Annotated in this window: 24 protein-coding genes; 1 reads left to right on the top strand and 23 read right to left on the bottom strand. The window is 35.7% G+C overall.

Annotated features, from left to right (window positions below; translation table 11 throughout):
• Window positions 1-66: 66 nt before the first annotated feature.
• The 5 genes from ACIQVU_RS05425 to ACIQVU_RS05405 all read right to left on the bottom strand — a co-directional run bounded on the left by ACIQVU_RS05425 (window position 67) and on the right by ACIQVU_RS05405 (window position 4,280).
• The gene (locus ACIQVU_RS05425) at window positions 67-993 is read right to left on the bottom strand and encodes a D-alanyl-D-alanine carboxypeptidase family protein (protein WP_402894281.1); all 927 of its coding nucleotides are present in this window, start codon (window positions 991-993) and stop codon (window positions 67-69) included.
• A gap of 88 nt (window positions 994-1,081) precedes the next feature.
• Window positions 1,082-2,176 carry a vancomycin resistance histidine kinase VanS gene (gene vanS / locus ACIQVU_RS05420; RefSeq protein ID WP_340805137.1) on the bottom strand — a complete coding sequence of 365 codons (1,095 nt, stop codon included), beginning with the start codon at window positions 2,174-2,176 and terminating at the stop codon, window positions 1,082-1,084.
• A 22-nt stretch (window positions 2,177-2,198) separates the two neighbouring features.
• Entirely contained in the window at window positions 2,199-2,885 is a 687-nt protein-coding gene (vanR, locus tag ACIQVU_RS05415) for a VanR-ABDEGLN family response regulator transcription factor (protein WP_053994230.1), read from the bottom strand.
• Between the two features lie 255 nt (window positions 2,886-3,140).
• Window positions 3,141-3,725, bottom strand: a complete 585-nt coding sequence (locus ACIQVU_RS05410; protein ID WP_402894278.1) for a pyridoxamine 5'-phosphate oxidase family protein — start codon at window positions 3,723-3,725, stop codon at window positions 3,141-3,143.
• 183 nt (window positions 3,726-3,908) lie between these two features.
• On the bottom strand, window positions 3,909-4,280 hold the full coding sequence (locus ACIQVU_RS05405; protein ID WP_340805135.1) for a hypothetical protein: 372 nt from the start codon (window positions 4,278-4,280) through the stop codon (window positions 3,909-3,911).
• Between the two features lie 352 nt (window positions 4,281-4,632).
• On the opposite strand from ACIQVU_RS05405, the gene ACIQVU_RS05400 reads away from it, so the two are divergent.
• A complete protein-coding gene (locus ACIQVU_RS05400; protein WP_340805134.1) occupies window positions 4,633-5,409 on the top strand; it encodes an acetoin reductase in 777 nt (258 codons plus the stop codon).
• Between the two features lie 103 nt (window positions 5,410-5,512).
• Here ACIQVU_RS05400 and ACIQVU_RS05395 read toward each other — a convergent pair whose 3' ends face one another.
• From ACIQVU_RS05395 to ACIQVU_RS05310, 18 genes are all read right to left on the bottom strand, one after another.
• Window positions 5,513-7,999: an S-layer homology domain-containing protein gene (locus tag ACIQVU_RS05395; protein ID WP_340805133.1), complete on the bottom strand. Its 2,487-nt coding sequence runs from the start codon at window positions 7,997-7,999 to the stop codon at window positions 5,513-5,515.
• 414 nt (window positions 8,000-8,413) lie between these two features.
• Complete coding sequence (locus ACIQVU_RS05390; RefSeq protein WP_340805132.1) at window positions 8,414-9,316, bottom strand: NAD(P)/FAD-dependent oxidoreductase; 903 nt, start codon at window positions 9,314-9,316, stop codon at window positions 8,414-8,416.
• Between the two features lie 119 nt (window positions 9,317-9,435).
• Window positions 9,436-10,023: a hypothetical protein gene (locus ACIQVU_RS05385; RefSeq protein ID WP_402894274.1), complete on the bottom strand. Its 588-nt coding sequence runs from the start codon at window positions 10,021-10,023 to the stop codon at window positions 9,436-9,438.
• A 33-nt stretch (window positions 10,024-10,056) separates the two neighbouring features.
• The gene (locus ACIQVU_RS05380) at window positions 10,057-11,238 is read right to left on the bottom strand and encodes a GTP-binding protein (RefSeq protein ID WP_340805130.1); all 1,182 of its coding nucleotides are present in this window, start codon (window positions 11,236-11,238) and stop codon (window positions 10,057-10,059) included.
• Between the two features lie 26 nt (window positions 11,239-11,264).
• On the bottom strand, window positions 11,265-12,203 hold the full coding sequence (locus ACIQVU_RS05375; protein WP_402894271.1) for a CobW family GTP-binding protein: 939 nt from the start codon (window positions 12,201-12,203) through the stop codon (window positions 11,265-11,267).
• Window positions 12,193-13,389 carry a GTP-binding protein gene (locus ACIQVU_RS05370; RefSeq protein WP_340805128.1) on the bottom strand — a complete coding sequence of 399 codons (1,197 nt, stop codon included), beginning with the start codon at window positions 13,387-13,389 and terminating at the stop codon, window positions 12,193-12,195. Before ACIQVU_RS05370 ends, ACIQVU_RS05375 begins: the two co-directional genes overlap by 11 nt.
• Before the next feature lie 80 nt (window positions 13,390-13,469).
• Entirely contained in the window at window positions 13,470-14,006 is a 537-nt protein-coding gene (gene dcd / locus ACIQVU_RS05365) for a dCTP deaminase (RefSeq protein ID WP_340805127.1), read from the bottom strand.
• Between the two features lie 17 nt (window positions 14,007-14,023).
• Window positions 14,024-14,890, bottom strand: coding sequence for a GTP cyclohydrolase FolE2 (gene folE2, locus ACIQVU_RS05360; RefSeq protein ID WP_340805126.1), 867 nt, complete (start codon window positions 14,888-14,890; stop codon window positions 14,024-14,026).
• Window positions 14,891-15,243: 353 nt separating this feature from the next.
• On the bottom strand, window positions 15,244-15,717 hold the full coding sequence (locus ACIQVU_RS05355) for a flavin reductase family protein (protein WP_340808544.1): 474 nt from the start codon (window positions 15,715-15,717) through the stop codon (window positions 15,244-15,246).
• Window positions 15,718-15,867: 150 nt separating this feature from the next.
• Window positions 15,868-17,196, bottom strand: a complete 1,329-nt coding sequence (locus ACIQVU_RS05350; RefSeq protein WP_340805125.1) for an MFS transporter — start codon at window positions 17,194-17,196, stop codon at window positions 15,868-15,870.
• A 53-nt stretch (window positions 17,197-17,249) separates the two neighbouring features.
• Window positions 17,250-18,116, bottom strand: coding sequence for an adenylyltransferase/cytidyltransferase family protein (locus ACIQVU_RS05345; protein ID WP_402894267.1), 867 nt, complete (start codon window positions 18,114-18,116; stop codon window positions 17,250-17,252).
• A 198-nt stretch (window positions 18,117-18,314) separates the two neighbouring features.
• Window positions 18,315-19,031, bottom strand: a complete 717-nt coding sequence (locus ACIQVU_RS05340) for a cupin domain-containing protein (RefSeq protein ID WP_340805123.1) — start codon at window positions 19,029-19,031, stop codon at window positions 18,315-18,317.
• 1 nt (window position 19,032) lies between these two features.
• The gene (locus ACIQVU_RS05335; protein WP_340805122.1) at window positions 19,033-19,707 is read right to left on the bottom strand and encodes a DUF2848 family protein; all 675 of its coding nucleotides are present in this window, start codon (window positions 19,705-19,707) and stop codon (window positions 19,033-19,035) included.
• On the bottom strand, window positions 19,707-20,498 hold the full coding sequence (locus ACIQVU_RS05330) for a carbon-nitrogen family hydrolase (RefSeq protein WP_340805121.1): 792 nt from the start codon (window positions 20,496-20,498) through the stop codon (window positions 19,707-19,709). Before ACIQVU_RS05330 ends, ACIQVU_RS05335 begins: the two co-directional genes overlap by 1 nt.
• Before the next feature lie 28 nt (window positions 20,499-20,526).
• The gene (locus ACIQVU_RS05325; protein ID WP_402894263.1) at window positions 20,527-21,993 is read right to left on the bottom strand and encodes a 4-hydroxyphenylacetate 3-hydroxylase family protein; all 1,467 of its coding nucleotides are present in this window, start codon (window positions 21,991-21,993) and stop codon (window positions 20,527-20,529) included.
• Between the two features lie 358 nt (window positions 21,994-22,351).
• Complete coding sequence (locus tag ACIQVU_RS05320) at window positions 22,352-23,023, bottom strand: GntR family transcriptional regulator (protein WP_340805119.1); 672 nt, start codon at window positions 23,021-23,023, stop codon at window positions 22,352-22,354.
• Between the two features lie 383 nt (window positions 23,024-23,406).
• Window positions 23,407-23,985: a TetR/AcrR family transcriptional regulator gene (locus tag ACIQVU_RS05315; RefSeq protein WP_402894260.1), complete on the bottom strand. Its 579-nt coding sequence runs from the start codon at window positions 23,983-23,985 to the stop codon at window positions 23,407-23,409.
• Window positions 23,986-24,015: 30 nt separating this feature from the next.
• Entirely contained in the window at window positions 24,016-24,330 is a 315-nt protein-coding gene (locus ACIQVU_RS05310) for a DMT family transporter (RefSeq protein WP_340805116.1), read from the bottom strand.
• Between the last annotated feature and the right edge of the window lies 1 nt (window position 24,331).

Genomic DNA, 24,331 nt, shown 5'->3' with positions numbered 1-24,331 from the left:
GGAAGCTGGAGGAAAACTCCACTGATTGAAGATTCACTTTATTTACAGACGGCTACGCAACACCTTTCATATGTTTCCGCTTGATAATTGACGATATACTGAAAATGCATCTGTTATATTATATTGTTCCGTTCGAGGATCTCCTTTGGCTCCTACTGTTACGAGGATATATTCTTGTCCATTGACTGTAGCTAAACTCGCTAAGCATAACCCAGCCTCCTCTGTATAACCCGTTTTACCACCTAAGATTTCCCCTGCTGACAACTCGCCTGAAGTCATATGTTGAAACATTCGATTGGTAAATGTCATGCCTTCTGGATGACGATTTGTTTGCTTTATCGAGTATCTTTCCGCAGTATAAATCTGACGAAATTCACTATTTGTTAATGCATACTGTAGAAGCAAAGCAATATCCTGTACCGTTGTATAATGTTCTGGGTGATGCAGACCCGTTGTATTCATAAAATGCGTATTTATCATGCCAAGCTGTTGAGCCTTGTTATTCATAAGTTTGACAAACTCTTCCTCTGAGCCTGTAATATATTCAGCCAAGCCGATAGATGCCTCTGCACCTGATGGCAACATGGAACCATACAATAAATCCTCTACTGTAAGCTGCTCATTAGGGAGAAAACCTGCCATTGAAGCATTTTTTTCATATAAATCATGAAATATATTTTTGGGTAACACAACTTCTTGTTGTAAATTTTGAATATGTTCAATAGCAACTAAAACGGTCATCATTTTTGTCAAAGATGCAGGATAAATTCTCTCCTCGCTATTTTTATCCAATAAAACCTGATTGTTATCTAAATTAACTAAAATTGCATTCGAGCTGTATAAATCGACATCAAGTATATCTTCACTCGTTGCAAGTACATCTACTTTTGAAGAGTCAACAAATGATATGGGCGTTTCTTTTGAAACCATAACATAAACGAATAACATAATTATGATAAACGATATACTAAAAATACCTTTTTTAGTGAACATAAAAACAACTCCTTCTCTTTATGCTTATATTCAACCATAAAAAAAGGAGCTTATTTTTAATTAACTATTAGTGAATTCTTAAGATTTCTTAAGAATTGTTTGGCAGTTTAACAGTAAATACTGTTTTTTCATCGCTAGAGGTAGCCGTAATAGTCCCTCCATGGGCTTGTACAATTTCATTCGAAATGGCTAAGCCAAGTCCCGCACCACCAGTTTGTGAGGACCTCGCAAGATCTAAACGATAAAACTTTTCAAATATCATCTTTAATTTTTCAGGAGGAATGGTCTTTCCTGTATTTATAAAAGAAATCCATGTCTGATTATTTTCGTTATTAGCACTAATTTCAATTGTACTATTTGGGTGGCTATAAGCCATTGCATTTTTTAAAATATTATTAAAGACCCTCGCTAATTTATTGCCATCCGCATAAATAGTGATGTCTTCATCTATTTTAACGATAGCTTTTTGACCTTTTGGTGCTAATAATGGGTAAAATTCATCTGCTACCTGCATTAACATATAGTTGAGTGGAATAAGATCCTTCTCTAAAATAATGGATTGTAAATTAAATCTGGTGATTTCAAAAAACTCATTGATTAATTGTTCTAGCCTATTTGATTTTTCTAACGTAACCGCTACATATTTTTCCTTTTGCTCCACAGGCATATCCTTTGCTTCATCTAACAGGCTTAGATAGCCAATAATGGACGTTAACGGTGTTTTAATATCATGCGCTAAATAGACAACAAGATCATTCTTTCGTTGCTCTGCCTCTTGAGCATCCTTTGCACGTTTTTCTAATTTATTTTTCACATCATTTAATTTCTTCTCTAAAAAATCAAGTTCAGCAGGTAGATGTATTTCCTTTTCTGACTCATCTGCAAGCATTGTAATACCTGTACTAATTTGATGAAAGTAACGAGTAAAACGGGACAATGCAATATAAAAAATAATTAGCAGTAATAGTATAAATCCTATCGCTAGCCAAAATGGTTTATTTTGTTGAAATAGCACATTATACGCGTTTCGTGCTGCATAATAATCTAATTGTAAAATATTTTCACAAAAAGCCATAAAGACGTCCGCAAAAGGAGCCTGCAAGATACCGTCAATAAATACGAAGTTAATGAAATAACCGACTATCAGGGCAATCACAAGAATAACAATAATTTGTAAAATCATTTTTCTCTTCAGTCTTCCAAACTCATTTATCAATGGTATACCCCACTCCCCAAACCGTCTTAATAAACTTTGGATTGTCCACAGAATCGTTCATTTTTTCTCGTAAATGCCTAATATGCACCATTACGGTGTTATTGCTGTTGTAATACTTTTCTCCCCAAACCTCTCGAAATAATTCCTCGGCACTAATGACCTTACCTCTGTTTGAGCTTAAATACCATAGAATAGAGAATTCTGTAGGTGTAAGCGATAATGGTCTTTCATTTAGTAAAACCTGTCGTGTATCCTTGTTGATAATCAAACCAGCAAAATCAATAATAGCCTCATTTTGCTTTGAGCCTTGGTTGTACAGGGTAAATCTTCGTAATTGTGCCTTTACGCGTGCAACCAGTTCTAATGGACGAAAAGGCTTTGTAATATAATCATCCGCTCCTAGAGAAAATCCAGTTATTTTATCAATTTCTTCTTCCTTAGCCGTAAGCATAATCACTGGAAAATTAAATGCTTCTCGGATTTTCTGTAAAATTGTAAAGCCATCAATATCTGGCATCATGATATCCAGAATAGCTAAATCCAATTTTTCCCGCTCCATACAGACCAAAGCCTCTTGAGCTGTATAATACTTAAATACATGATAATTTTCATTTTTTAAATAAAGCTCAATTAAATCTGCAATTTCCTGTTCATCATCAACAACTAAAATATTCAACTAAATGCCCCCTCTTTATAAACACGAAATTTCCAATGATTTTCAGAGGCATTATAGCACTTAGTTATGGCTATATCTATCAATATGTGTAGCCTTTTTTAACGCTATCTCTTTAAATTAAAAAGAAGAATCGGATACTAACTAGTTCCAACTCTCCTTTTGGTTCTCTAAACAAAACTCATAAATTCCATCTATCCATTTTATTCATTTCATGTCCTTTTAGAGGAAGATATATACCAACACCATCTATTGGACCTAAGTAGTTTTAATTGGCTCCTCATTCGATTTTCGGTTTATATCCTGTGTAACAACTCTGCCACAATAATATTGCATTTGTTCATTTAGCTTATGCTCTTTAACCGTCATAGTAGCAGGTTTAATTTTAAATACAAGTGTTTTACTGCCTAGCGATGATTGATATTTATCAATATGTGTTTTCGATAAAGGTGCCTGATAATAACCTGGTACATATTTATCAAGCATAGCCTGCATAGCCACAGTTGCTTCGTCTAAATCCCTCACAATTTCCACCACACCATTTGCAATGACACTCATATAAGCTGTATCTGTGTTCGCAGGAATGGGGTCTACCATTGTTCCATAATTTTCGCATATTGTTATACAAGCATTTGGATTGGCAGTCATGATGTTTATTTTTCTTCCGTCATTGGCACCATGGAAATAAAAAATTCCATCTTTCACCACATAATTTAAAGGTATTACATAGGGTACACTATGGTCCACTAGCCCCAGAAAAGCAGTTTGTGCCTCTCTTAAAAATTTATGAATTTGGGTTTCATCTGTACATGCTCTTTTAAATGTTCGAATAGCTGTTGTCATCTCTATCATATCCTCCTATCATCTTATAAAAAGGAGTCTACAGCAGGACGGCTCTCCAAAAAAGGGACAGTTCTATGAAAACAAATGGGTACAGCCAAATACACATGTAGCTATATTGGGCATAAATTATAGAGAATAGTCTGTACTTATAAATAATTACCCGCAAATTATACGGAGCTATTTTTATTGTAACGGTGTTGCTGGTATCATTTGCTCTGCATTAGGAATTGGTTGAGGATAAGGAGAATCTCCCATCTCTGCCTTGTCATAAGAAGGTGATGTGATATACTTTTTTGATTCGTTATACTGCTGTCTTAGCAGCTTTTCAAATTCTTTCGGTGTCATCCCTTTCACCTTATTTAAAAATTTTTCTTTATTTTTTTCTGGAATATACATATCTATGCCATATTCTTTACTAAGCTTTGTTAATATTTTATTGTAGGGTATAAGCACTACATCCCTATCAAAATCTTTTGTATCCGCACTAGAATGAGTAGTTGAACAAAATACCGTGACCATCATACAAATCAATGTTATATTGAATATTTTCTTCATCCTTTAACCCCCCTATGTGATATTATTATAATATTTATTGGAAGTCGATAAAAGATAAACCATGAAGATTATGAAATGATGCGACCATTTCTTGTAGTACAAGACTCCACAGAACCACTCCTTGAATAACTTACCTATCATTTAAATTAACTAACGAAATATTTCAAGGCCTTATTTGAAACATTAATTAAAATAAGGTCTTTATAATAAAATTTTTAATATTACAAGCAAAATTTTTGTAGTGAAACGATAGTTATACTATACTGACAGTGTTAAAGATATTTATCCTTAACAGTTTATACTGATAAAAATAAAGTTACCAACCTTTTGGTAGCTGAAGGGAGAAATACTTATGACAAAGGTTGCAGTTGTAACAGGTTCTGCTGGAGGTTTAGGTCGTGGTATTGCAGAACGTTTAATTAAAGATGGTTTCCAAGTAGTTTTACACGATATCAATGAGGAATTATTAAATTCAACTGTTGAAGAATTGAAAAATACAGGGGCAGATATTATTGGTGTTGTTGGTGATGTTTCGAAGCAGGAGGATCAGATCAACCTTGTTAACAAGGCTGTAGAAGCTTTTGGTCGCCTCGATGTATTTGTTAACAATGCGGGTATAGATGCAGTCACACCATTTTTAGAAATTGAAGAGCAAGAATTAAATCGCTTATTTGGCATTAATGTCAATGGCGTAGTATTTGGTACACAAGCAGCTGCGAAGCAATTTATCGCACAAGGCTCTAAAGGGAAAATTATCAATGCTTGTAGTATTGCAGGGCATGAAGCCTATGAAATGCTTGGCACATATTCAGCAACAAAGCATGCTGTACGAGCTATCACACATGCATCTGCAAAAGAGCTAGCACAACATCAAATTACGGTCAATGCATATTGCCCAGGTGTTGCGAAAACAAAAATGTGGGATCGCATTGATGCCGAAATGGTGCGTCATAGCAATGGTGCTCTTCAACCAGGAGAACCGTTCGCTAACTTCACTGCTGGGATTGCTTTACAACGTTATCAAACACCTGAAGATGTTGCGAATTTAGTGTCCTTCCTAGCTTCAGATGATGCAGATTATATCACTGGTCAAGCCATTATCACAGATGGTGGACTTGTTTACCGTTAAAATTTTTAATATCATCAAGTGCTTTCTCTTATGAAGGCACTTGATTTTTTTATTGAAAAAGCCCTGTAGAGAGAACTATCTCCACAGGGCTCTGATTGTTAGATTATTTTGTAACAGAACTATCTTTCACTTTGTTGTTATTCACATCAGCTAGGTTAGTTGCTTGAAATTCAACAACAATACTATCTGTTAAAGCAAAGTCCTGTTGCGTTGTAACTGTAAGTTTACCATCAGTTACAGTCACAGCAGCAGGCTCTACAGTTGAACCAGCAATCTTCACTGTTACACCTGTTACAGTATCTTGCTCAGCAATAGCTTCCGTAAAGTTTACGTTAAACGTTTTACTATCTACTGCTGTTATCGTAGATGCTACAGGTGCAATATTTTCTTTCAATGCTATATGAGTTGTTGCTTTGCCACCTTTCAGTGTATTGCCCTTTGTATCGACAATATTTTGCGCTTCAAGCACATAGTTACCATTTACAATAATAGAGCCTTCAGGTAAAGTAAAGCGTACTTTTTTCGTTCCGTCTATAAATTGTAGCTGTGTACCTGCAGGAAGCACTTGACCTCCAAGTGTATAGTTTGCTGCTGTTAGTGCTGCTGCTGTCACATCTGCAGCATATTCAAGCGTAAATACTTGATTATCTGTTATTACTACAGGTGTTGCCCCAAATACTAATGAATCTGTAATTGTTTCAGGCACAGTTTCAAACGCTCCAGTAGCAACATTAAATGCTATTGTATTTGCTGTAACATTGCCAGCTACATCTGTTACCGCATTCGCAGCCAGCTCAAATAAATAGCTAGAATTGCTATCTAAATCAATAGCTACTTTTACTGTATTTTTCTCAGCACCCTCAATTTTGCCATTACCATCTACATCAACGCCAGCATCGGCTTTTACTGCTGTTACACTACCAGCCGTATAAACAATACCATTTTTTGATTTAAGTGTTAAATTGCCATTCACTGTTACAGGCTCATTAAACGTCAGGTATAGTGCATCTACATCTGTTGCTACATTACTATTATCTGCAACGAGCATTTTTGCTGAAGCAGCTACAAGCGTAGCAGGTGTTGTGTCTTTTGATAAAATAGCATTTGTTTCAAATGCGTCGCCCACATTACCAGCTAAATCTCTATGACCCTCTACTTTAATTTTTGTATTAATAAATTGCGATGTACCTAAAGCAGATGCCGCATTAAGTGTGAATACCGTTTTATCTGTAGCATCTTTAAGCTGAGCATTCGTCAAATAAAAGACAGTTGTTCCAACAGTTACCTTTGCATATTCTTCTGTAGTTGTATTAGCATCAAGATTTTGCTTTACTAATTCCTCTGAGAAATCAAGGATAATATCTGTGCCATTCACTGTTGTAGCTACTGTTGGCTTTGTATGATCAGCTGCTGGTTTCAGCGTTGTAAAGCTCACAGTAAGAGGATGAGCAATATTATTAGCAAAGTCAGTTGCGCCCACAATATCGACTTTATAAGATTGTTCAGGTGTTAAGCCTGTAATTGTTAATGTTTTATCAGATAGCGTGTAGCGGTCAGCAGGCAGTTGAACACCATTTACATTTACCGTTCCTGCATTTTGTACATGCTCATTAAATGTAATAACCGCTGTAGTATCTTTTGGTTCAACAGCTAGAATAGCAGCAGATGTTTTATCCTCAAACGTTGTTAATGTATTCAATTCTTCTGTTAAAACAGTAGCATCTGCCTTTGTTTTAATTGGTTTTACAGTTACTTTCCCATGCGTTAATTTCAGTGCTTTATCCGTTGTTAATGTAACAGTCATGCCATCTTCAGCTATAATGGCGTTTGTGATGCTTACGCCTTCAATAGCATACTTCGTTAAAATAACAGCATCTTTCGCATCAACAGCTGTGTTAAATTTAACCTCAAATTCTCTTGCATTTAATCCTTTTACAGCTTCTACGGCTGGCACTACCTCTTCTTCCTCTACATCTTCCACTGCATCAATTGTACGTTTAATCATTGTTGCAAATTCTTCTCGGCTAATTTTATCTTGTGGTGCTAATAGTGCACCTTTACCGTTAATAACTCCGTTAGCAACAGCTATTTCTAAGTACGATACAGCCCATTTAGAAGCTTTAGCAGCATCTGCAAATTGACCAAGATCAGCTTCACCTGTTAATTGATAGCCCTCTACAATGACTTTCGCTGCTTGTTCTCTTGTTAATTGTGCTTTTGGCTCAAATTTACCATTGCCCATCCCATCAAATAATTCTGGTGATGTTGCAAGCACCGCATTATAGAACCAGTCTTTTTCATCTACATCTGAAAAATCCTCTGTGCCTGTTGCCTTTAAATCTAACGCTTTTGATAATACTTCCGCAGCCTCTGCACGCGTAAGTGTACCCGCTGGATTGAAGTTTCCTTTTTCATCACCTTGGATAAATCCTTTATCCGTTAAAAATTGCACAGCTTCCTTTGCCCAAGATGAAATACTATCGGCATCCTTTAATTCAGCTGCTGATGCTACTGGTACAATAGCAGATGCAACAAGTGCTGCTGTAGCTGCTGTTACGAAAAATTTACGGCCTTTGAGTTGTTTTGTCATATGTGGGTTCCTCCAAATTTTAAAAAATCATACTATTCCTTGAAAACTATATTACCACTCTAGTTATTTTTTTAATATGTATAGTTCTCGCAAATAATAGATAGTTACTATAATATGTAAAACCATCTTCTAAGTTTTTCATGATGAAATCTACCAATCAAACTTAAATTTGCTTTACTAGACAATAATATTACTATGCTTCCAATAAATAAACGCTAAAAATACGGTAATATTAATAGACTACTGGCTTTGGAGGGAAATCTTTCATAAAAACAACCTGACCAGCCCATTAAAAAAGGTTCTTTTGATAGAGGGAAATACCAGCAAAAGAACCCTTTTAACATATTCTTCTATAGCTTATATAATGGCAGGTCAATTCAAGTTTAGAGCGCACAAGAAAACAATCTTACTCCATTAAAATCTAGCTACTATTAAATCCATATTGATGCTTACAGCAGCCTGAAACCCTTCAGCAGCAGCAATCATTAACGAGGATGGAACTGCCTTTTTAGTTTCACCTGCAATATATACGCCGCTCACTGTCGTTTGCCCAGTGCCGTCTGTAATAATGCACTGGTTTTCATCAAATTGACAATGCAATTGTTCAGCAAATTTATTTGGACGCATAAAGCTCGGCACGACAAAACCACCACTTCTTGCAATATTGTCACCTGTTGCTAATTCAATGCTCTGCAAGTTACCATGCTCGCCATGTAAGTTTTTAATAGTAGCTGTATAAATTTTAATCTTTCTACGCTCCAATTCATGATGAACTTCATCGGATAATGGATTGCCATTTGTAAACACCATTAAATCCCGTGACCAATTATAAACCAGCTTAGTCATATGCAGAATATGTTCTTCATCTTCTGCTAGTATAGCTAACGCTTTTTCCTTTTGCTCCCAGCCATCACAATAAGGGCAGCTAAATAAGCTTTTACCATAATATTGTCGAATCTGTGCTAGAAAAAACTCCTCCTGTATACCAGTAGCTAATAGTATTTTTTCGGATAAATAAGACTCATTATTGGCTGTTTGCACTAAAAATAAATTAGTTTCCTCTTTCTTTATAGCAATAACGGTCTGATGCAAAACTGAAATAGTAGGATAAGCCTCCAATTCCTTCATCGCAATGCTTTTAAATTGTAACGGTGTAATACCATCTCTCGTTAAAAAGCCATGTGATGTCTGTGTCACACGATTGCGATTTGTTTCATTATCAAATAGAGCAACCTTTCTACACGCTCTTCCTAAAGTTAAGGCTGCACTTAATCCAGCAGGTCCGCCCCCAATAACAATACAATCATATTTATTCATCACACTGTTCCTCCATTTTCAAAATATATATTACAGACCTTTATTGTCTATAATTCAAGTAAAAAATATTACTACAAATAAGAATATGTCTAAATATAAATTTTTATACAATGTTATTTTTACATGGCTCTGCTATTATGTAGCCATTTAGCACAATCTTTAGTGGAATATGTAATGATAGCATCCGCACCTGCTCTAAACATACCTAGAAAGGTTTCTGCTACTACTTGCTGCTCATCTCTAAATGACCCATAAAAAGCAGAGCTATATTTTATCCCATAGGACATAATTGGCGTATGTTCAAAACCATGATTGTCTAATGTAGCTCTAATCGAGGCTACAAATCCATCCATCATACTTGCTGGTGCTACTATATCAACTCCAGCAATAGCTTGTGATAAAGCCACTTGATTATGAATTTCTAAGCTGGCAGCATTTACAATAACGCCATCCTGCAATAAACCACAATGGCTATCTGTTGTATATTGACAAATACATGTATCAGCAATCACTAAAAAATTAGGATAATTTTCTTTCATTAATCGCGTAGCACGTTGAATGATGTCATCTTTCTGAAATGTCCCACTGCCTAATTCATCTTTAACAGCTGGCATGCCAAATAGCATAATTTTATTTAATCCTAAAACATGAAGCTTCTGTAATTCAAGCAACAGCTGATCTAATGATAAATGATATACGCCAGGCATACTGAGGGCTCTGCTAATGCAAAGCCCATTTCATCAAGTGCTGACAATAAATTTCGGTAAGGGATCACTAAATTGTTGCCAATCCTCCATCATTTCAGCATCTGTTAATAAACATTTATCCAGTTCACTTTCGATTTCTTCACGATCAAGCTCTATGCCAATAAAAACTAATTCGGTTTGCTTATCACCGTATGTTTCATCCCAACGTGCTCTTAATGCTGGGTCCTCCTTCAATTCTGCCTCCTGAAGCTCTTGAGGTAAATCAGCAATCCATTCACCAGCTCCTTGAAATTGGATAGAAGCCCCTGCTTGTGATAATATGCCAGGTATATCTCTTGTGGCTAGCCAAAAGAAGCCTTTTGCTCTAACAATTTCAACTGGTAACTGATCTAGCCACTCATACCAGCGCTGCGGATGAAAAGGTCTTCTTCTGCGGTACACAAATGATGAAATGCCGTATTCTTCAGTTTCAGGAACATGTTCCTCATTTAGCTCTTTAATCCAACCAGCGCCCTGGCTTGCTTTATCAAAATCAAATAAATGACGATCTAATAATAGCTCGGGCTTAATAATGCCATTTTTAACGATATGCTGTTCAGCATCGGGGTTTAGCTTTAAAAGAAATGCTTGCAAAACCTCAAGATATTCAGGTGTCACTAAATCTGCCTTCGTCACACAAATAATATCTGCAAATTCAATTTGATCAATTAATAAATCGGATACATCGCGTTGATCGTAAATATCATCTGTTTGCTTTCGCTCCAGCAACGTTTCGCCACTCTCATAGTCATACCAAAAACGATTGGCATCTACTACAGTAATCATAGCATCTAATCGACAGTGCGATGTTAAATCAATGCCTGTTTCCTCATCAATATATGAAAATGTTTGAGCGACAGGTATTGGCTCACTAATCCCTGTTGATTCAATAACAATGGAATCAATATCGCCCGCTGCCACTAGCTTCTCCACTTCAATCATTAAATCCTCACGTAATGTACAGCAAATGCAGCCATTCGATAGCTCCACTAGCTTCTCTGTTGTTCTAGAAAAGCCTTGTTCCTTAATTAACTGTGAATCGATATTGATTTCACTCATATCATTGACGATAACGGCTATTTTTCTACCATCTCTGTTTGCTAATAATTGATTGAGTATCGTCGTTTTTCCTGCGCCTAAGTAGCCACTTAGCACAGTAACAGGTATTTTCGTCATACTGCATGATTACTTCCTTTCAAATGTTAATATTGCTCTAACTGATTTAATTGTTCCTTTAGTAAATCTTTCGCTAAATTTTCACCAATCATGACAAGGTTTAATGGTAAATTCACTTCTTCTCTGTAGAAAAAGGGTACACCAAATGCATATTGAAATAAGGCGATACTATTTACATCATCCACAAACTTTAGGAAGCCTTTTATTCGATAAACACTTACAGGCAATTGTTCTAACCATTCCATAAAAAGATTCCGATTAATCGGTTTATCAAATGTATACGTGAGGCTTGAAACATGTAAATGCTCTGTCACATGCAGCTTGTCATGACCCACTGAACTAATTGGATGATCTCTATGAATGATGTCCTCTACATTTAATCTTGAAAATGTTGTCATATGTTGTATAGCATGTGAATTTAATTGCTTTGTATCTCCTACAATTTGGTTGTACTGCCCACTTGTTAATAAATCTACTTTATTAATAACAATTTGATCAGCATATCGAATTTGCTCTTCCAGCAATTTTTGGATACGCAAGCTTAATTTATTTTTTCTAGACCATATATTCCCGTCTACTACGGTAATAATGCTTTTAACGATAATATTTTGAGCAATTACTGGTAATAGACATGCATCATAAATTTCCATTGGATGTGCTATACCAGAGCCTTCAATATAGATTACGTCAGGTTTTTCTTGCACATAAAGGGTTAATAAAGCATTTTCAAGCTGTGTTTTGCTCGTGCAGCAAATACAGCCATTAATAATTTCTTCAATCGGTGTATGGTCGTTTAATAGGTTACGATCAATGGATACCTGCCCTATTTCATTCATCAGAACGGCAACTTTACGATTTCTTTGCCGCTCTTGCACTAATAAATTTTGTAGTAATGTCGTTTTGCCACTGCCCAAAAAGCCACTTAAGATCACAATTTCTACCTTATCAAGCATACTATCGTCCACTAATCTTCCATCCGAATGGGTCTGCAAGCTCGTCCCATGCCCCCATCATTTCATCTTTTGTTAATAAGCACTTATCTAAGCTGCTGACAATAGCATCCTTCGGTAAATCCATTCCAATAATAACGATTTTCGTCATGCGATCTCCGTACTCGATATCCCAATCCTCTTGAATTGCTGGATTTTGCTGTAATATTTGCTCTTTCTGATGCTTCGGTAAAGCAGCTACCCAATAGGATACTGGGTTAATATTGACAGAAGGTCCTGCCTGCGATAAAAGAATAGCAATATCATGATGTGCTGCACTCCAAACAATCCCTTTCGCTCTCACGATTGATTTTGGCATATGCTCTGCCCATTCTTTAAAACGCTCTGGATGAAATGGTAATCTTCTCATATATGTGAACGAGCTAATACCATATTCTTCTGTTTCAGGTGTATGATTCTCATGCCCTAGCTGTAACTCCTTTAACCAGCCTGCGGAATTTGACACCTTTTCAAAATCAAAGCGATTGGTATTCAATATGTCTGAAGGGTCGATGTTACCATTAATAGTACGAATAATTTTAGCTTCTGGCTGTAACGTTCGAATCACATTCTCAAGCTTCCCTAATTCTTCTTCATCTACTAAATCACATTTATTTAGGAGCAAAATATCGCAAAATTCTATTTGATCAATTAATAAATCAGCAACATCCCGTTCATCTAACTCCCCAACAGCTTCCTTTCTATCCAATAGACTTTCGCCAGATTGGAAATCATGCCAAAAACGATTAGCATCTACAACTGTCACCATTGTATCTAGCTTGCATGTAGCCGTTAAATCAATGCCTAATTCTTCATCAATATACGAGAATGTTTGTGCAACTGGAATTGGCTCACTAATCCCTGTTGATTCAATGACGATATAATCGATATTGCCCTTTTCAGCTAATTTCTGCACTTCAATTAATAAATCCTCACGCAATGTACAGCAAATACAGCCATTTGACAGCTCCACAAACTTCTCCTCTGTACGAGAGATGCCGCTGCCCATTTCCACTAGCTCTGCATCAATATTAATTTCACTCATATCATTGACAATGACAGCCACTCGAAGATTTTTCTCATTTTGTAAAATATTATTGAGAACAGTTGTTTTTCCCGCACCTAAATAGCCGCTAAGCACTGTTACTGGTATTTTTTTCATATGCAACCTCCTTAAATAGTAATTATTACGATTTAATACTTACAAAGTAAATCACAAAATAAATCATATTGCAAGTTTTTTTATTCTCTATCTTGATCTAAATAAATTTTGCTGCCTACTGCATTCGTTTGATATTTGTATTTTCCGTTGTACTCATTTACAACAGGTATATCCGTTTTAACAAAGACAAGCTGGCAAATCCGAATTCCCTCTTCTATAACGACTGCTGTATCATTGGCATTAAATAATTCCAACGTGATTTGCCCCGCAAAGCCAGGATCAACCCAGCCTGCATTTTGGATAAACAAGCCCATTCTTCCTATAGAACTTCTTCCCTCCACAAAGGCTGTTAAAAAATTGGGCAACTCTATATATTCTTTCGTTGTCGCTAACAGGAAGGATTTAGGAGGAATAGTTATTTTCTCTGCTATTATTTCCTCATACGTCATTGCTTGAGTAATATTAAGACTATTATCTTCATTTGGCATAGCCTTTAAAAAGTGGTTGCCTAGCCTTAAATCGACAGAAGCAGGTTGTATTTGCTTTGTTCCTAATGGTTGAATTTTCATAGATTCATGATGAAGTAAGCTTTGTATTGTTTGATCTGAAAGTACCATCTATGCCCCTCCTTCCATTATTTATTGCGTTCAATGACAGCAATTGCATTATGTAAATGAATGGATTCTTCATTTTCACAAGTTACTTTATAATTTTTAATCCAGTGTACTTCTTCCAAATCCGCTGCCACCAATCGAGCTAAATCTTCCACAAATCTTGGATTTTGATATGCTTCCTCCGTCACAAATTTTTCATCCTCACGTTTTAATACATTATAAATAGGGGCACTCGCATTCGATAAAGCAATATTTTTTAAGTCATGTTTCCAGCTGTCGCTAATTGTTGTTTCATCTGCCTTCGCTTGCATTGTAATAAAGCCGCGCTGATTATGTGCACCGTAGATACTTATCTCTTTGGAGCATGGACATAGCGTTGTGACCCCTATTTTCATCGCAACCCATAGCTCCATTGTCTGGTGACTATCATAGCGAATGTTTAACTGTAGATTAGCATGCTGCGTGCTTGTTAATTGTGTAACAGGACTAGTTGTTTCAAAGACCCACGGAAAATCAATTGCTAAATCAACGCGCCCTTGCTTTAACGAATAGGCTATTTGTTGGACTAATTCTTTTAATAATGGCAGTGTCAATGGCTTTACTAAATATAGTTCAAGATTTTGAATAAGCCGACTCATATGTGTACCACGTTCATTGCTTTTTAAAGATGTTGTCAGTTTGATTGTTGCTAAAGGAGTCTGTAATCTATCTTGCTCCTTTAAAATGATTGGTAATTTGACATTCGATATTCCTACTTCTTGAATGTCAAACTCAAAATCCCCCTTTTGTTGCTGCACATCCTTTAAGCCTTCTTGCTGATCGATAAAAGCTTCCTCACTATGAAATAGAGTTTTCAGCTTGTAATTAATCGTATCTGCTTTCAACATTCACAAACTCCTTTTCAACACTTATCAAATTTAAGGTTAATGTTTAATACTTTTATATGGTAACATAAAAGAAAATAGTAATCATTACTATTTTCAAAAATAATGCTATTCCTCTTGAATACTGCTTTCCCCATGTTGGTTTTATATGTCCCTCAACTTCTTGATGATTTTAGGTTCGTATAACATAAATAAAAAATAGCAGCAAATAGTAAAAAGGATTGCTTGAACATCCATTTCAAGTCAATCCTTTGCATTTTTCTTACTTCAACTTTTCATGACTCTCTACATTTAACTGCACCTCACTTGTTAGACACTACCTAACAAGTGAGGTGCAGTTCAACAATGTACCGCTTTTACAAGTTTACAAGCTGACTAACTGTGCTATATTTCCCTTCATAGAAAGCAAGTGGTGACCCTTCACTCATAACGATATCAGTTACTTCTCCAATAAAGAGTGTATGATCTCCTGCAATTTGCTTGCTATGAACATTACATACAATATTTGCTAATGCATTCTTTAATACTGGTAGTTCATTTACCCAGTCAAATTCAACTTCACGTTCTTCTTTAATTTGTCCCGCAAAATGCATTGATAGTTCTTTTTGTTCCTCTGACAATATATTAACAGCGAATTTGCCTGACGTATTAATTTTATCTAGCATTCTAGCTTTTTCACCAATTGATATTAACACCAATTTTGGGTCAAGCGATACCGACATAAATGCATTGGCTGTCATACCATGCGCTTCTCCGTCTATAACTGTTGTAATCACTGTTACCCCTGTAGCAAATTTACCCATTGCATTTCTAAAAGTTCTATCATCCATCATTTGACTTCCTCCTTAAAATTAAAAGTGTTTTATTATAGATTTAAAATGAGCTATAAATAATTTTATCGTGTCTTCCTATTGATTTAGGAACCTTGGATATAAATAACTGAATATTCAGAAATTATATCAACTACCTTTTCAACCTAGCTATTTAATAACTAGCTCTTTCTGAGGTAATGATTGATCTACTAGGCCCTCTTCCATCACTGGCGCTTTGCGTAAAAATGTTACAGAGATAAATGAGGCCACAGAAAGGATCGCAATAAAAATAGCGAGTGGAACCCAAGAGTTATTATAAGCACTTAGTAAGACAGTAGCGATCATAGGAGCAGTTCCTCCAAACAATGCCGATCCTGCTTGATAGCCAAGTGTTATTCCCGTGTAGCCAACATTTGTACTGAACATTTCTGTAAACATTGTGCCAATTATACTTGCAATGGAAGACCATAGAATGCCTAAACCAATAATGGAAACGGCATAAGCCCAAAATGTTGAGGCTGTTGACAATAAATAATAATAAGGGAACGAGAAGAGAGCAATGCCGGCTGCTCCCATCATGAATACACGTTTACGGCCCAATACATCCGATAATTTCCCCATTATTGGAATACATAATGTCGTTACAATAGTTGCAACAGTAATAATGTTTAATGCTGTAGTTCTTGTGAAACCTATGCTATCTGTAGCGTAGGAGATAAAAAATGTTGTGAATAGATAGAATGGACCTACTTCAACACATTTTGCTCCTAATGAAATTAACACAGCTTTCCAATGATAACGTAGTGTTTCAAAAAGAGGGATTTTTACAACATTTCCTTTTTGTTTTTCTTCACTAAATGCTGAGGTTTCTTCAATGCCACGGCGTATCCATAAACCAGTAATCACCAAAACTGCACTTAGTAAAAAAGGAATTCTCCATCCCCATGAAAGAAATTGCCCTTCTGGAAGTAAAGTCATTATTGAAATAGCTGTTGTTCCAAGTAGCATACCCAGAGGGATCCCCATCGCTGGGAAACTTCCATAAAACCCTCGTTTTTCTTTCGGTGCATTTTCAACTGCTAGAAGAACAGCTCCTCCCCATTCTCCACCAACAGCAACCCCTTGTAGGAGTCGTAAGAATACAAGTAGAATGGGCGCTAAAATTCCGATTGTACTATACGTTGGCAACAAGCCTATACATACTGTTGAAATCCCCATTAATAAAAGTGAGATAACAAGGGTATTTTTTCTTCCAAATTTATCGCCCATATGGCTAAAAATAAGACCACCAAGAGGGCGAATAAAAAACGTAACACCAAAGGAAGCGTAAGCAAGTAACAGACTTACATATGGATCATGGCTTGGGAAAAACAGTTTATTGAAAACAAGCGCTGCCACGGTACCATAAAGAAAGAAATCATAAAATTCAATCGTACTGCCCACTAAACTAGCGAATAATACTTTTCGGGAACTTGCAGTTGATTGTTCTTTTCTCATTCATCACATTCCCCCAACTATTTGATTTTTAAATACAGATTTGTAAATAAACTTTAATTCCAAATAGGTATAGTATCCATATAGGCTACTTTGTTAAAAAATTTAACAGTAATTTCTGTTTGATTTCCTTGCTTCAACCTTTCCAGCTTATTACTGCTCAGCTCAAAGTGATTGTCGTGAGAGCTATTATGCTTAAAGAAACCTTGAATAGTTCTATCCCCATTTGTAATTTCCACTTTATAGAGACCTCTTTTCGGCAAAATGTACTTCCCCTGAATTTGAAACTTAATATTATTTAACTTCTGTTGTGTATACAAATTCATCGGGAAATTTATCAACCCATTCATTTCATAATGTTTCCCTAAGTAGTACGGGACTAAATGGACATCGCCTTCACTTATTAGCTCTCTAATTAAGGTTGAACTTATTTTATTATCATTCGTGACCCTTTTTGAAATTACTGTAACTTCAAAGGGATTGTACATACTGACCTGTCGTAAATAGTCTACATTGCCTTGGGCTTTATAACCAAAGGTGAAATCAAAGCCCACAACAATATGGGTTGCACGAAGATTTATTATATATTGATTAATAAATTCGCTTGCAGGAAGTGAAGCGAATGGCAATGTAAAATTCATTACAAAAACTTTATCTACACCATGTTTAGACATTTCTTCAAGTTTAGAAGCCAACGGGGTTAAATATTTTCTATCTGCTTCACATTTGATAATCTCACTAGGATGAGGATCAAAGGTCATAACAGTTAATTTTAAATTTTTTTTGTTGGCAATTTTCTTTGCTTGCTGTAATAAAAACTGGTGACCTAAATGAACACCATCGAAAAAACCTAAAGCCATCACATGTGGTTCTTGAATGTCTAATGGCTCATTCATTGGATGTGTTAAATGTAAAATTTCCACTATGCTTCACCTTCTCTACAAGCTATTTGATTATTAAAGGAACAAATTTTACACCAATTATGTATACTGTACTGTGTATACATTAAATAGTGAGAAAAATTGTGAAATTTTGTCGAATTTCACATACGTATTAATAGCAGAGGCATTTTAGATGAGATTCTTCACCCCATCTAATTAGCTTCTATATAATTTAACCACTTATTCGTTATTAGTGTAATATCGAACCTCAAAAATTTTACAGCCATTTGGTGATTTCCATGGACCATGCTCCATACCCGGAGGGCGACACGCAACCATTCCCGCCGTAAATTCCTCGTTTAGACGTAGGTCAATAAGTGAGCCTTCTATAATGTATAGTTCTTCCCAGAAGTCATGAATTTGTACACCATCTGGAGATGTATCTGTTCCTGCCCCCAGTTCAAGAATACGAGTGGCTACTTCCGTACCTGGAATTTGAGCAATAATACGTTGTGCTGAGCCTTCCACTGTTTTTGACGGAGTTGCTTCAAACGTTTTATAATCCACAAATTCATGTTCTTCTTTTTCTTGGTCTGCATAATAACGAACTTCGAAAATTTTGCAGCCATTTGGTGATTTCCATGGACCATGCTCCATACCCGGAGGGCGACATGCAACCATTCCCGCCGTAAATTCCTCGTTTAGACGTAGATCAATTAATGATCCTTCTATAATGTATAGTTCTTCCCAGAAGTCATGGATTTGTACACCATCTGGAGATGTATCTGTTCCTGCCCCCAGTTCAAGAATACGAGTGGCTACTTCCGTACCTGGGATTTGAGCAATAATACGTTGTGCTGAGCCTTCCACTGTTTTTGACGGAGTTGCTTCAAACGTTTTATAATCAATAAACTCGTGTTCAGGCTTAATCGTAACTTCTATTTCTGATTTCCTCATATTATACAACCTCCGCATCTGTCAGAATATGAACCTTATAATCTAATTGGATTTTGCTGTCCGTTAAACGGTCATATAATTCTGCTGAAAAACCATCACCGTAAATAAATTCACCAGTTATAATAGGAAGCGTTCCACAAAATACAACCATATCCTCACTGTAGTATCCACGCTCTTTTATAATTTTAAGTAAATCTTTAGGCTGGAGGAATTCTCCAAGTGTTCCTGCTTGATACTCTTTCTTATCACCATCAACAATCATCCAGCTTCTCATTTCAATGTCATCCCAATGATTTTCAATATCATCTAAAGACCAAAACTGTGTAGAGATAGGCTTGCTGCAAACTTGTTTGGATTTTTGAATAGACACTTTTTCAAGCTCACGATCCGTATGGTCACTTCCAAGCCCTACATACCATTTTCCCTTAACACTCATAATAATTACTTCTGCTTCTCCACTACTACTTTCTTGAACAACTGAAATAGATTGATCTGTCGTAAGAAGATTTGTTGAAATATCATAAATCATTGGAACTTGTGGAGGAGCTGGGACGCCAATCTCTCTTAATTCATCAATATGTTTTTTTACAGATGCCTGATCCTTCCCTGTGTAACCAGCAATCAGTAGACGTTTTGGAGTTACACTTATACGTTCTCCAGAAACATGAATATCCATTAAATTAATTCCTCCTGTTTATCTAAAACTCGATGCTTTAAATTTGGGAAAGCATCACGAATAGAAGCGATTTGAGATGGATCAATTTCTGTTTTTACAATCGTTTCTTCATCGCCTCCACTTGCCATTACAATTCCCCAAGGATCAACCACTTGACTATGACCACCTAAATGAACACCATGCGTCTGACCAACACAGTTACTTGAAATTAAGAAACATTGGTTTTCTAATGCTCGCGCTGTATTAAATATTTTCCAATGCTCTAATCTGGCATGTGGCCAAGCAGATGTAACAAGAAGTAGCTCTGCTCCTAAATCTACTTCTGCACGGTACAATTCAGGGAAACGTAAATCATAGCAAGTTGATAATCCTACCTTCCCAAAGTCTGTATCTACTACAGTTGTTTCATTGCCTCTCGTTAAAATTTGCCCCTCCTGTGAACCATAACGGAATAGATGAATTTTTCTATAGGTTCCAATAAGTGCACCCTCTGGAGAAAATAAAACACTAGTGTTATAGAATTTTCCATTATTTCTTTCTATAAAGCTGCCTGCAAATAGATAAGAACGAATTTCTTTTGCCTTTGAAGAGAATCGCTGTACAAAATCTCCATTAATTTCTTCCGATTCATCAACATATCGATCAAATGCAAAGTACCCAGTTGCCCATGTTTCAGGTAGAACAATTAAATCTTGACCCTTTAATTTATCAATCATTGCTTCCACACGATCTATACGAGCGTTTTTAGATTCATTATCTTTAATCTCTAATTGTATTGATGCAATCTTCATTTTTTCAACATCCTTTTATCTATATTTCCTAAACGAGCTCCTCCACTTGTGTAGGAAGAGAATAACTTTCTAAAAAAGCTTCAACCATTTTCACTGGTTCTTCATATCCATAATTTCTAAATGAATAGCCTTTCGTAACGAATGGTGCACCATTATAGAACATTTCGTACTGTTGATGTCTCCCACTAAATTCTGATCCAATGATATCCCATACTAACTTAAATAATTTAATTTTCTCCTCAGCACCTACGCCTGTAGAACGTATATATTGATAGATATCATCCTTCGTTTCAGGATTGATCAGTTCTTTGTAGGAAGAAGGTAATTGTAAAACGCCTCCCCCACATAGCTCTCTTAAAATTCTAATAACTGAAGCATAAATAATATCCTGCTGACCAACTACACCATAAAGGAAACGCGGGTCTGGTCGTGCTACACCATTTTTATCAATGATACAATTATATTCGGATGCTAACAGGTTACCTTCTACAGAAGCTGCAATAGATGCAAGTTCACCTAGCTTTTCTTGAACAGAAGGAATCTTATCTATTCCGTTCATTGCTGTCACTTTGCGTGCTGCACCAATTAAGAATTTCAATTTATTACTAAATCTTATTTGGGCTTGATTATTACCTAATACGTGTGCTGGCGTTTCATGGAACTGTGCTCTCACAATATCAATATTTTTGTAAACAAAAATATCTGACCATGGAATAAATACATCATCAAAAACAACTAATGAATCGCTTTCATCAAAACGAGAAGATAATGGATAATCAAATGTGCTTGGTGATTTGTCAGCATAACTAGGTCTTGCATAAAATTTTAACCCTTTTGCATGAATCGGTAATACAAAGGACAATGCATAGTCTTCATCCCCAGGACGTAGTGGAGTAAGACAACTTACAAATAAATAATCAGATACTGCTGATGCTGTGCCAAGCATTTGAGAGCCTCTTACAACAATACCGTCCTCTTTTTCTTCATAAACACCCACTGGTAGAAATTTATCTTCCAATTCATGGGCTGCTTTACTTCGGTCAATTTGCGGTGGAATGATAACATATGTTACATATAAATCTTTATCACGCACATGCTTGTAGAAATTCACAACATTTTCTCCAAAACCTTCTCCCCCACGTTCAAATACCTCAGGTGAACTAGCAAATGAGGCTAAAAAGCTAGCAACATGATCAGGGCTTCTGCCAACAAATCCGCAAGTTGCTTGAGACCATTTAGAAATTGCTAATCTTCGTTCCTTTAGCTCTTCACGACTCTTTGGAATCATATAAATTTTGTTTGCGAGCGTGCCATCCTCTGTTGTATAAGTCATATTTTGCGATTCATCTAATGCTAAATCGTATAAACCAGCAATCGTATTTGTAATTCCTTTAAAAGCAGGGTGTGTTGCTACATCTTTAACTCTTTCTCCGTTTATGTAGATCACTCTATCATCTTTCAATGCCTCTAAATACTCTTGACTTGTTCTAACCATACTTACTTCCTCCCCATGTATCGAATAAATAGATGTTTTTAAAAGAAACAGTCTTTCAACGAATCATTAACTCCCTTTTCAGAACTCTGTGTACTGTGTTGTGTATACATTGATTTCCCCAAAAACTTGTATTGCAACAAATACTCATAAGCAAGCGCTTTCATTCAAGCAAATTAATTTACAAATGCCACAATATGTTTTTCTTAACCTATAGCTAAATCGAAATTGAAGCATCCGTTAAATAGTATCAAGATGAAAGCCTCTTGCATAAGACCCGCCTTATAATAGATTGAAGTACACCCTTTACTAAAGATAGTGGTAAACTTCCTTAACACCTCCCTTCAAAACATTCTAGCTATCAGGAATTATCAATAACTACTAATGTTTCTTTTGTATTTTCTAAATGGTTTAAAATCATTTTTGAAGCTAATTCAGGATTTTTTTCTTCTATAGCTTGTACAATCTGCTGGTGTTCAATTAAAACACTTCTCATTCTCCCTGGCTTCCTAACTGCTCTCAATCCAATAAGCTGAGTAAGATTATGAAGATTCGTTAAAATTTGTTCAATAATCGTGAATTTAGCCAATTTGGTAAGAGAGAGATGGAACTCATGATCTAGCTCAATAAATCTAATCGCATCATCATTTTCCAATGCTTCCTCTTGTTGTTTTAAAATTATTTTCAATGATTTCAGCTGCTCAGTCGATGTAATTCTTTCAATAAGTTTTTTCACTGCTTCCACTTCAATAGCACTTCTTACTAAAAAGATTTCATCCTGTTCCTCTTTAGTAATTTTTTTTACGGTCATTCCCTTTCTTGGAATCGCAACAAGCAAACCTTCTTTTACCAAATCTTGAATAGCTGCTCTTACTGGTGTTCTTGAAGTATTCAGTGTTTCTGCTAATTGAACTTCTGTAAAAATTTCGTCACTTGTAATTCCACCAAATAATATAGCTTTCTTAATTTGCTTATAAACTTTATCTTGGGTTGTTTTTTCCTTCGCTATTGGCTTTAACTGAACCTCTTTCATATCAATCCACCCTTTTACTAAGTCTTTACCATACTACATTAAAAATCTGAATTTATATGAATGGTTAAACTCTTCATGTTTTATGTATACATAATACGAAAAACGCCTTATAGAAGTCAACATTTTTTTATTTTTTCTGAAATTTTTAAATAGAAGTTAATGAATCCTTACAGTGTTCAAGTCTGCCGCTTTATTAAAATATTAATATAGAGCGCTAAATGCTTCCTTTTTTTCAAAAAATTGTACAGTTTAATCCATACACCTACTAAGACTGACAGAGTCAATAATTTTATAAATAGCACTTAAAATAGGAGGTGTATCTATTAAAGGTAATAGAATCCTCCTATTCATTTGCAAGGTTCTTTCATACTAATAATTATTTGTTACTTAACAATCCCCCGCAAAAAAACTTCCCAGCTTATCTTTAATCTTCTTTCATATTCTTCTGTAGAGAAATTCACCATATAAAAGAGCGTACCATCTAACATACAAAGAAAAGCTGTCACAATAGTTTCCGTTTCAACGTATTTGTCCGATTCACTCTCTAAAATATTATAGAGTAATTTTCTAATTTCTGATTCCGATTCATTATATTTTTGAAGCATAAAATCCTTAAATTTCTCAGGAGGCACGACTCCATATCTTTTAATAAAAAAGCCCAGCTCATGATCATAAAAATATTTATTTAATTTTTCCATAAGCGTGTATAATTTTTCCTCTACAGAAGGCATGTTTAACGAACTTAATTGGTTACGCATAAAAAGATGATAATCTCTCATAACATTATTAGTGACACTTTCAAACAATTCTTCTTTACTGGAGAAATAGGCATAAATAGATGGTGCTTTAATATTTACCCTGTTTGCTATCTCTTTAAGAGATGTTTCTTCATATCCTTTTGTAGAGAATAGGATTAGAGCATGCTTCAATATTTCTTGCTTTGTTGCTTCTCCCTTACTCATCATTTCTCACCTCATTATAATATCCTCCTATTAGGATACCAATTTCAGCCCAACAATACTTATGATAATTCCACCAACAAGAACTAGCTTTTTTGCATCCTTAGGCTCCTTGAAAACCATCATGCCAATTAACACACTTCCGGCTGCCCCGATTCCTGTCCATATACCATAACCAATGCTTACAGGTATTTCCTTTAACGAGATAGATAGAGCGATGAAGCTTAACCCCATAAATATGATTAACATAATAGTTGGCTTTATTTTCGTAAAGCCTTCAGATAATTTTAAAAATATTACACCACCGACTTCCATTATTCCTGCTAGCACTAAAAATAACCAGCTCATC

Source organism: Lysinibacillus sp. NPDC098008, assembly GCF_044760715.1.
Lineage (GTDB): Bacteria > Bacillota > Bacilli > Bacillales_A > Planococcaceae > Lysinibacillus.
This window is presented reverse-complemented; position numbering and strand designations above follow the sequence as displayed.

What these genes read in the sequence shown, in the direction of transcription:
- ACIQVU_RS05425 (WP_402894281.1), bottom strand. Translation starts at nt 993, where the DNA reads ATGTTCACTAAAAAAGGTATTTTTAGTATATCGTTTATCATAATTATG.
- vanS (WP_340805137.1), bottom strand. Translation starts at nt 2,176, where the DNA reads ATGATTTTACAAATTATTGTTATTCTTGTGATTGCCCTGATAGTCGGT.
- ACIQVU_RS05410 (WP_402894278.1), bottom strand. Translation starts at nt 3,725, where the DNA reads ATGACAACAGCTATTCGAACATTTAAAAGAGCATGTACAGATGAAACC.
- ACIQVU_RS05405 (WP_340805135.1), bottom strand. Translation starts at nt 4,280, where the DNA reads ATGAAGAAAATATTCAATATAACATTGATTTGTATGATGGTCACGGTA.
- ACIQVU_RS05400 (WP_340805134.1), top strand. Translation starts at nt 4,633, where the DNA reads ATGACAAAGGTTGCAGTTGTAACAGGTTCTGCTGGAGGTTTAGGTCGT.
- ACIQVU_RS05395 (WP_340805133.1), bottom strand. Translation starts at nt 7,999, where the DNA reads ATGACAAAACAACTCAAAGGCCGTAAATTTTTCGTAACAGCAGCTACA.
- ACIQVU_RS05390 (WP_340805132.1), bottom strand. Translation starts at nt 9,316, where the DNA reads ATGAATAAATATGATTGTATTGTTATTGGGGGCGGACCTGCTGGATTA.
- ACIQVU_RS05385 (WP_402894274.1), bottom strand. Translation starts at nt 10,023, where the DNA reads ATGCCTGGCGTATATCATTTATCATTAGATCAGCTGTTGCTTGAATTA.
- ACIQVU_RS05380 (WP_340805130.1), bottom strand. Translation starts at nt 11,238, where the DNA reads ATGACGAAAATACCTGTTACTGTGCTAAGTGGCTACTTAGGCGCAGGA.
- ACIQVU_RS05370 (WP_340805128.1), bottom strand. Translation starts at nt 13,389, where the DNA reads ATGAAAAAAATACCAGTAACAGTGCTTAGCGGCTATTTAGGTGCGGGA.
- dcd (WP_340805127.1), bottom strand. Translation starts at nt 14,006, where the DNA reads ATGGTACTTTCAGATCAAACAATACAAAGCTTACTTCATCATGAATCT.
- folE2 (WP_340805126.1), bottom strand. Translation starts at nt 14,890, where the DNA reads ATGTTGAAAGCAGATACGATTAATTACAAGCTGAAAACTCTATTTCAT.
- ACIQVU_RS05355 (WP_340808544.1), bottom strand. Translation starts at nt 15,717, where the DNA reads ATGGATGATAGAACTTTTAGAAATGCAATGGGTAAATTTGCTACAGGG.
- ACIQVU_RS05350 (WP_340805125.1), bottom strand. Translation starts at nt 17,196, where the DNA reads ATGAGAAAAGAACAATCAACTGCAAGTTCCCGAAAAGTATTATTCGCT.
- ACIQVU_RS05340 (WP_340805123.1), bottom strand. Translation starts at nt 19,031, where the DNA reads ATGAGGAAATCAGAAATAGAAGTTACGATTAAGCCTGAACACGAGTTT.
- ACIQVU_RS05335 (WP_340805122.1), bottom strand. Translation starts at nt 19,707, where the DNA reads ATGGATATTCATGTTTCTGGAGAACGTATAAGTGTAACTCCAAAACGT.
- ACIQVU_RS05330 (WP_340805121.1), bottom strand. Translation starts at nt 20,498, where the DNA reads ATGAAGATTGCATCAATACAATTAGAGATTAAAGATAATGAATCTAAA.
- ACIQVU_RS05325 (WP_402894263.1), bottom strand. Translation starts at nt 21,993, where the DNA reads ATGGTTAGAACAAGTCAAGAGTATTTAGAGGCATTGAAAGATGATAGA.
- ACIQVU_RS05320 (WP_340805119.1), bottom strand. Translation starts at nt 23,023, where the DNA reads ATGAAAGAGGTTCAGTTAAAGCCAATAGCGAAGGAAAAAACAACCCAA.
- ACIQVU_RS05315 (WP_402894260.1), bottom strand. Translation starts at nt 23,985, where the DNA reads ATGAGTAAGGGAGAAGCAACAAAGCAAGAAATATTGAAGCATGCTCTA.
- ACIQVU_RS05310 (WP_340805116.1), bottom strand. Translation starts at nt 24,330, where the DNA reads ATGAGCTGGTTATTTTTAGTGCTAGCAGGAATAATGGAAGTCGGTGGT.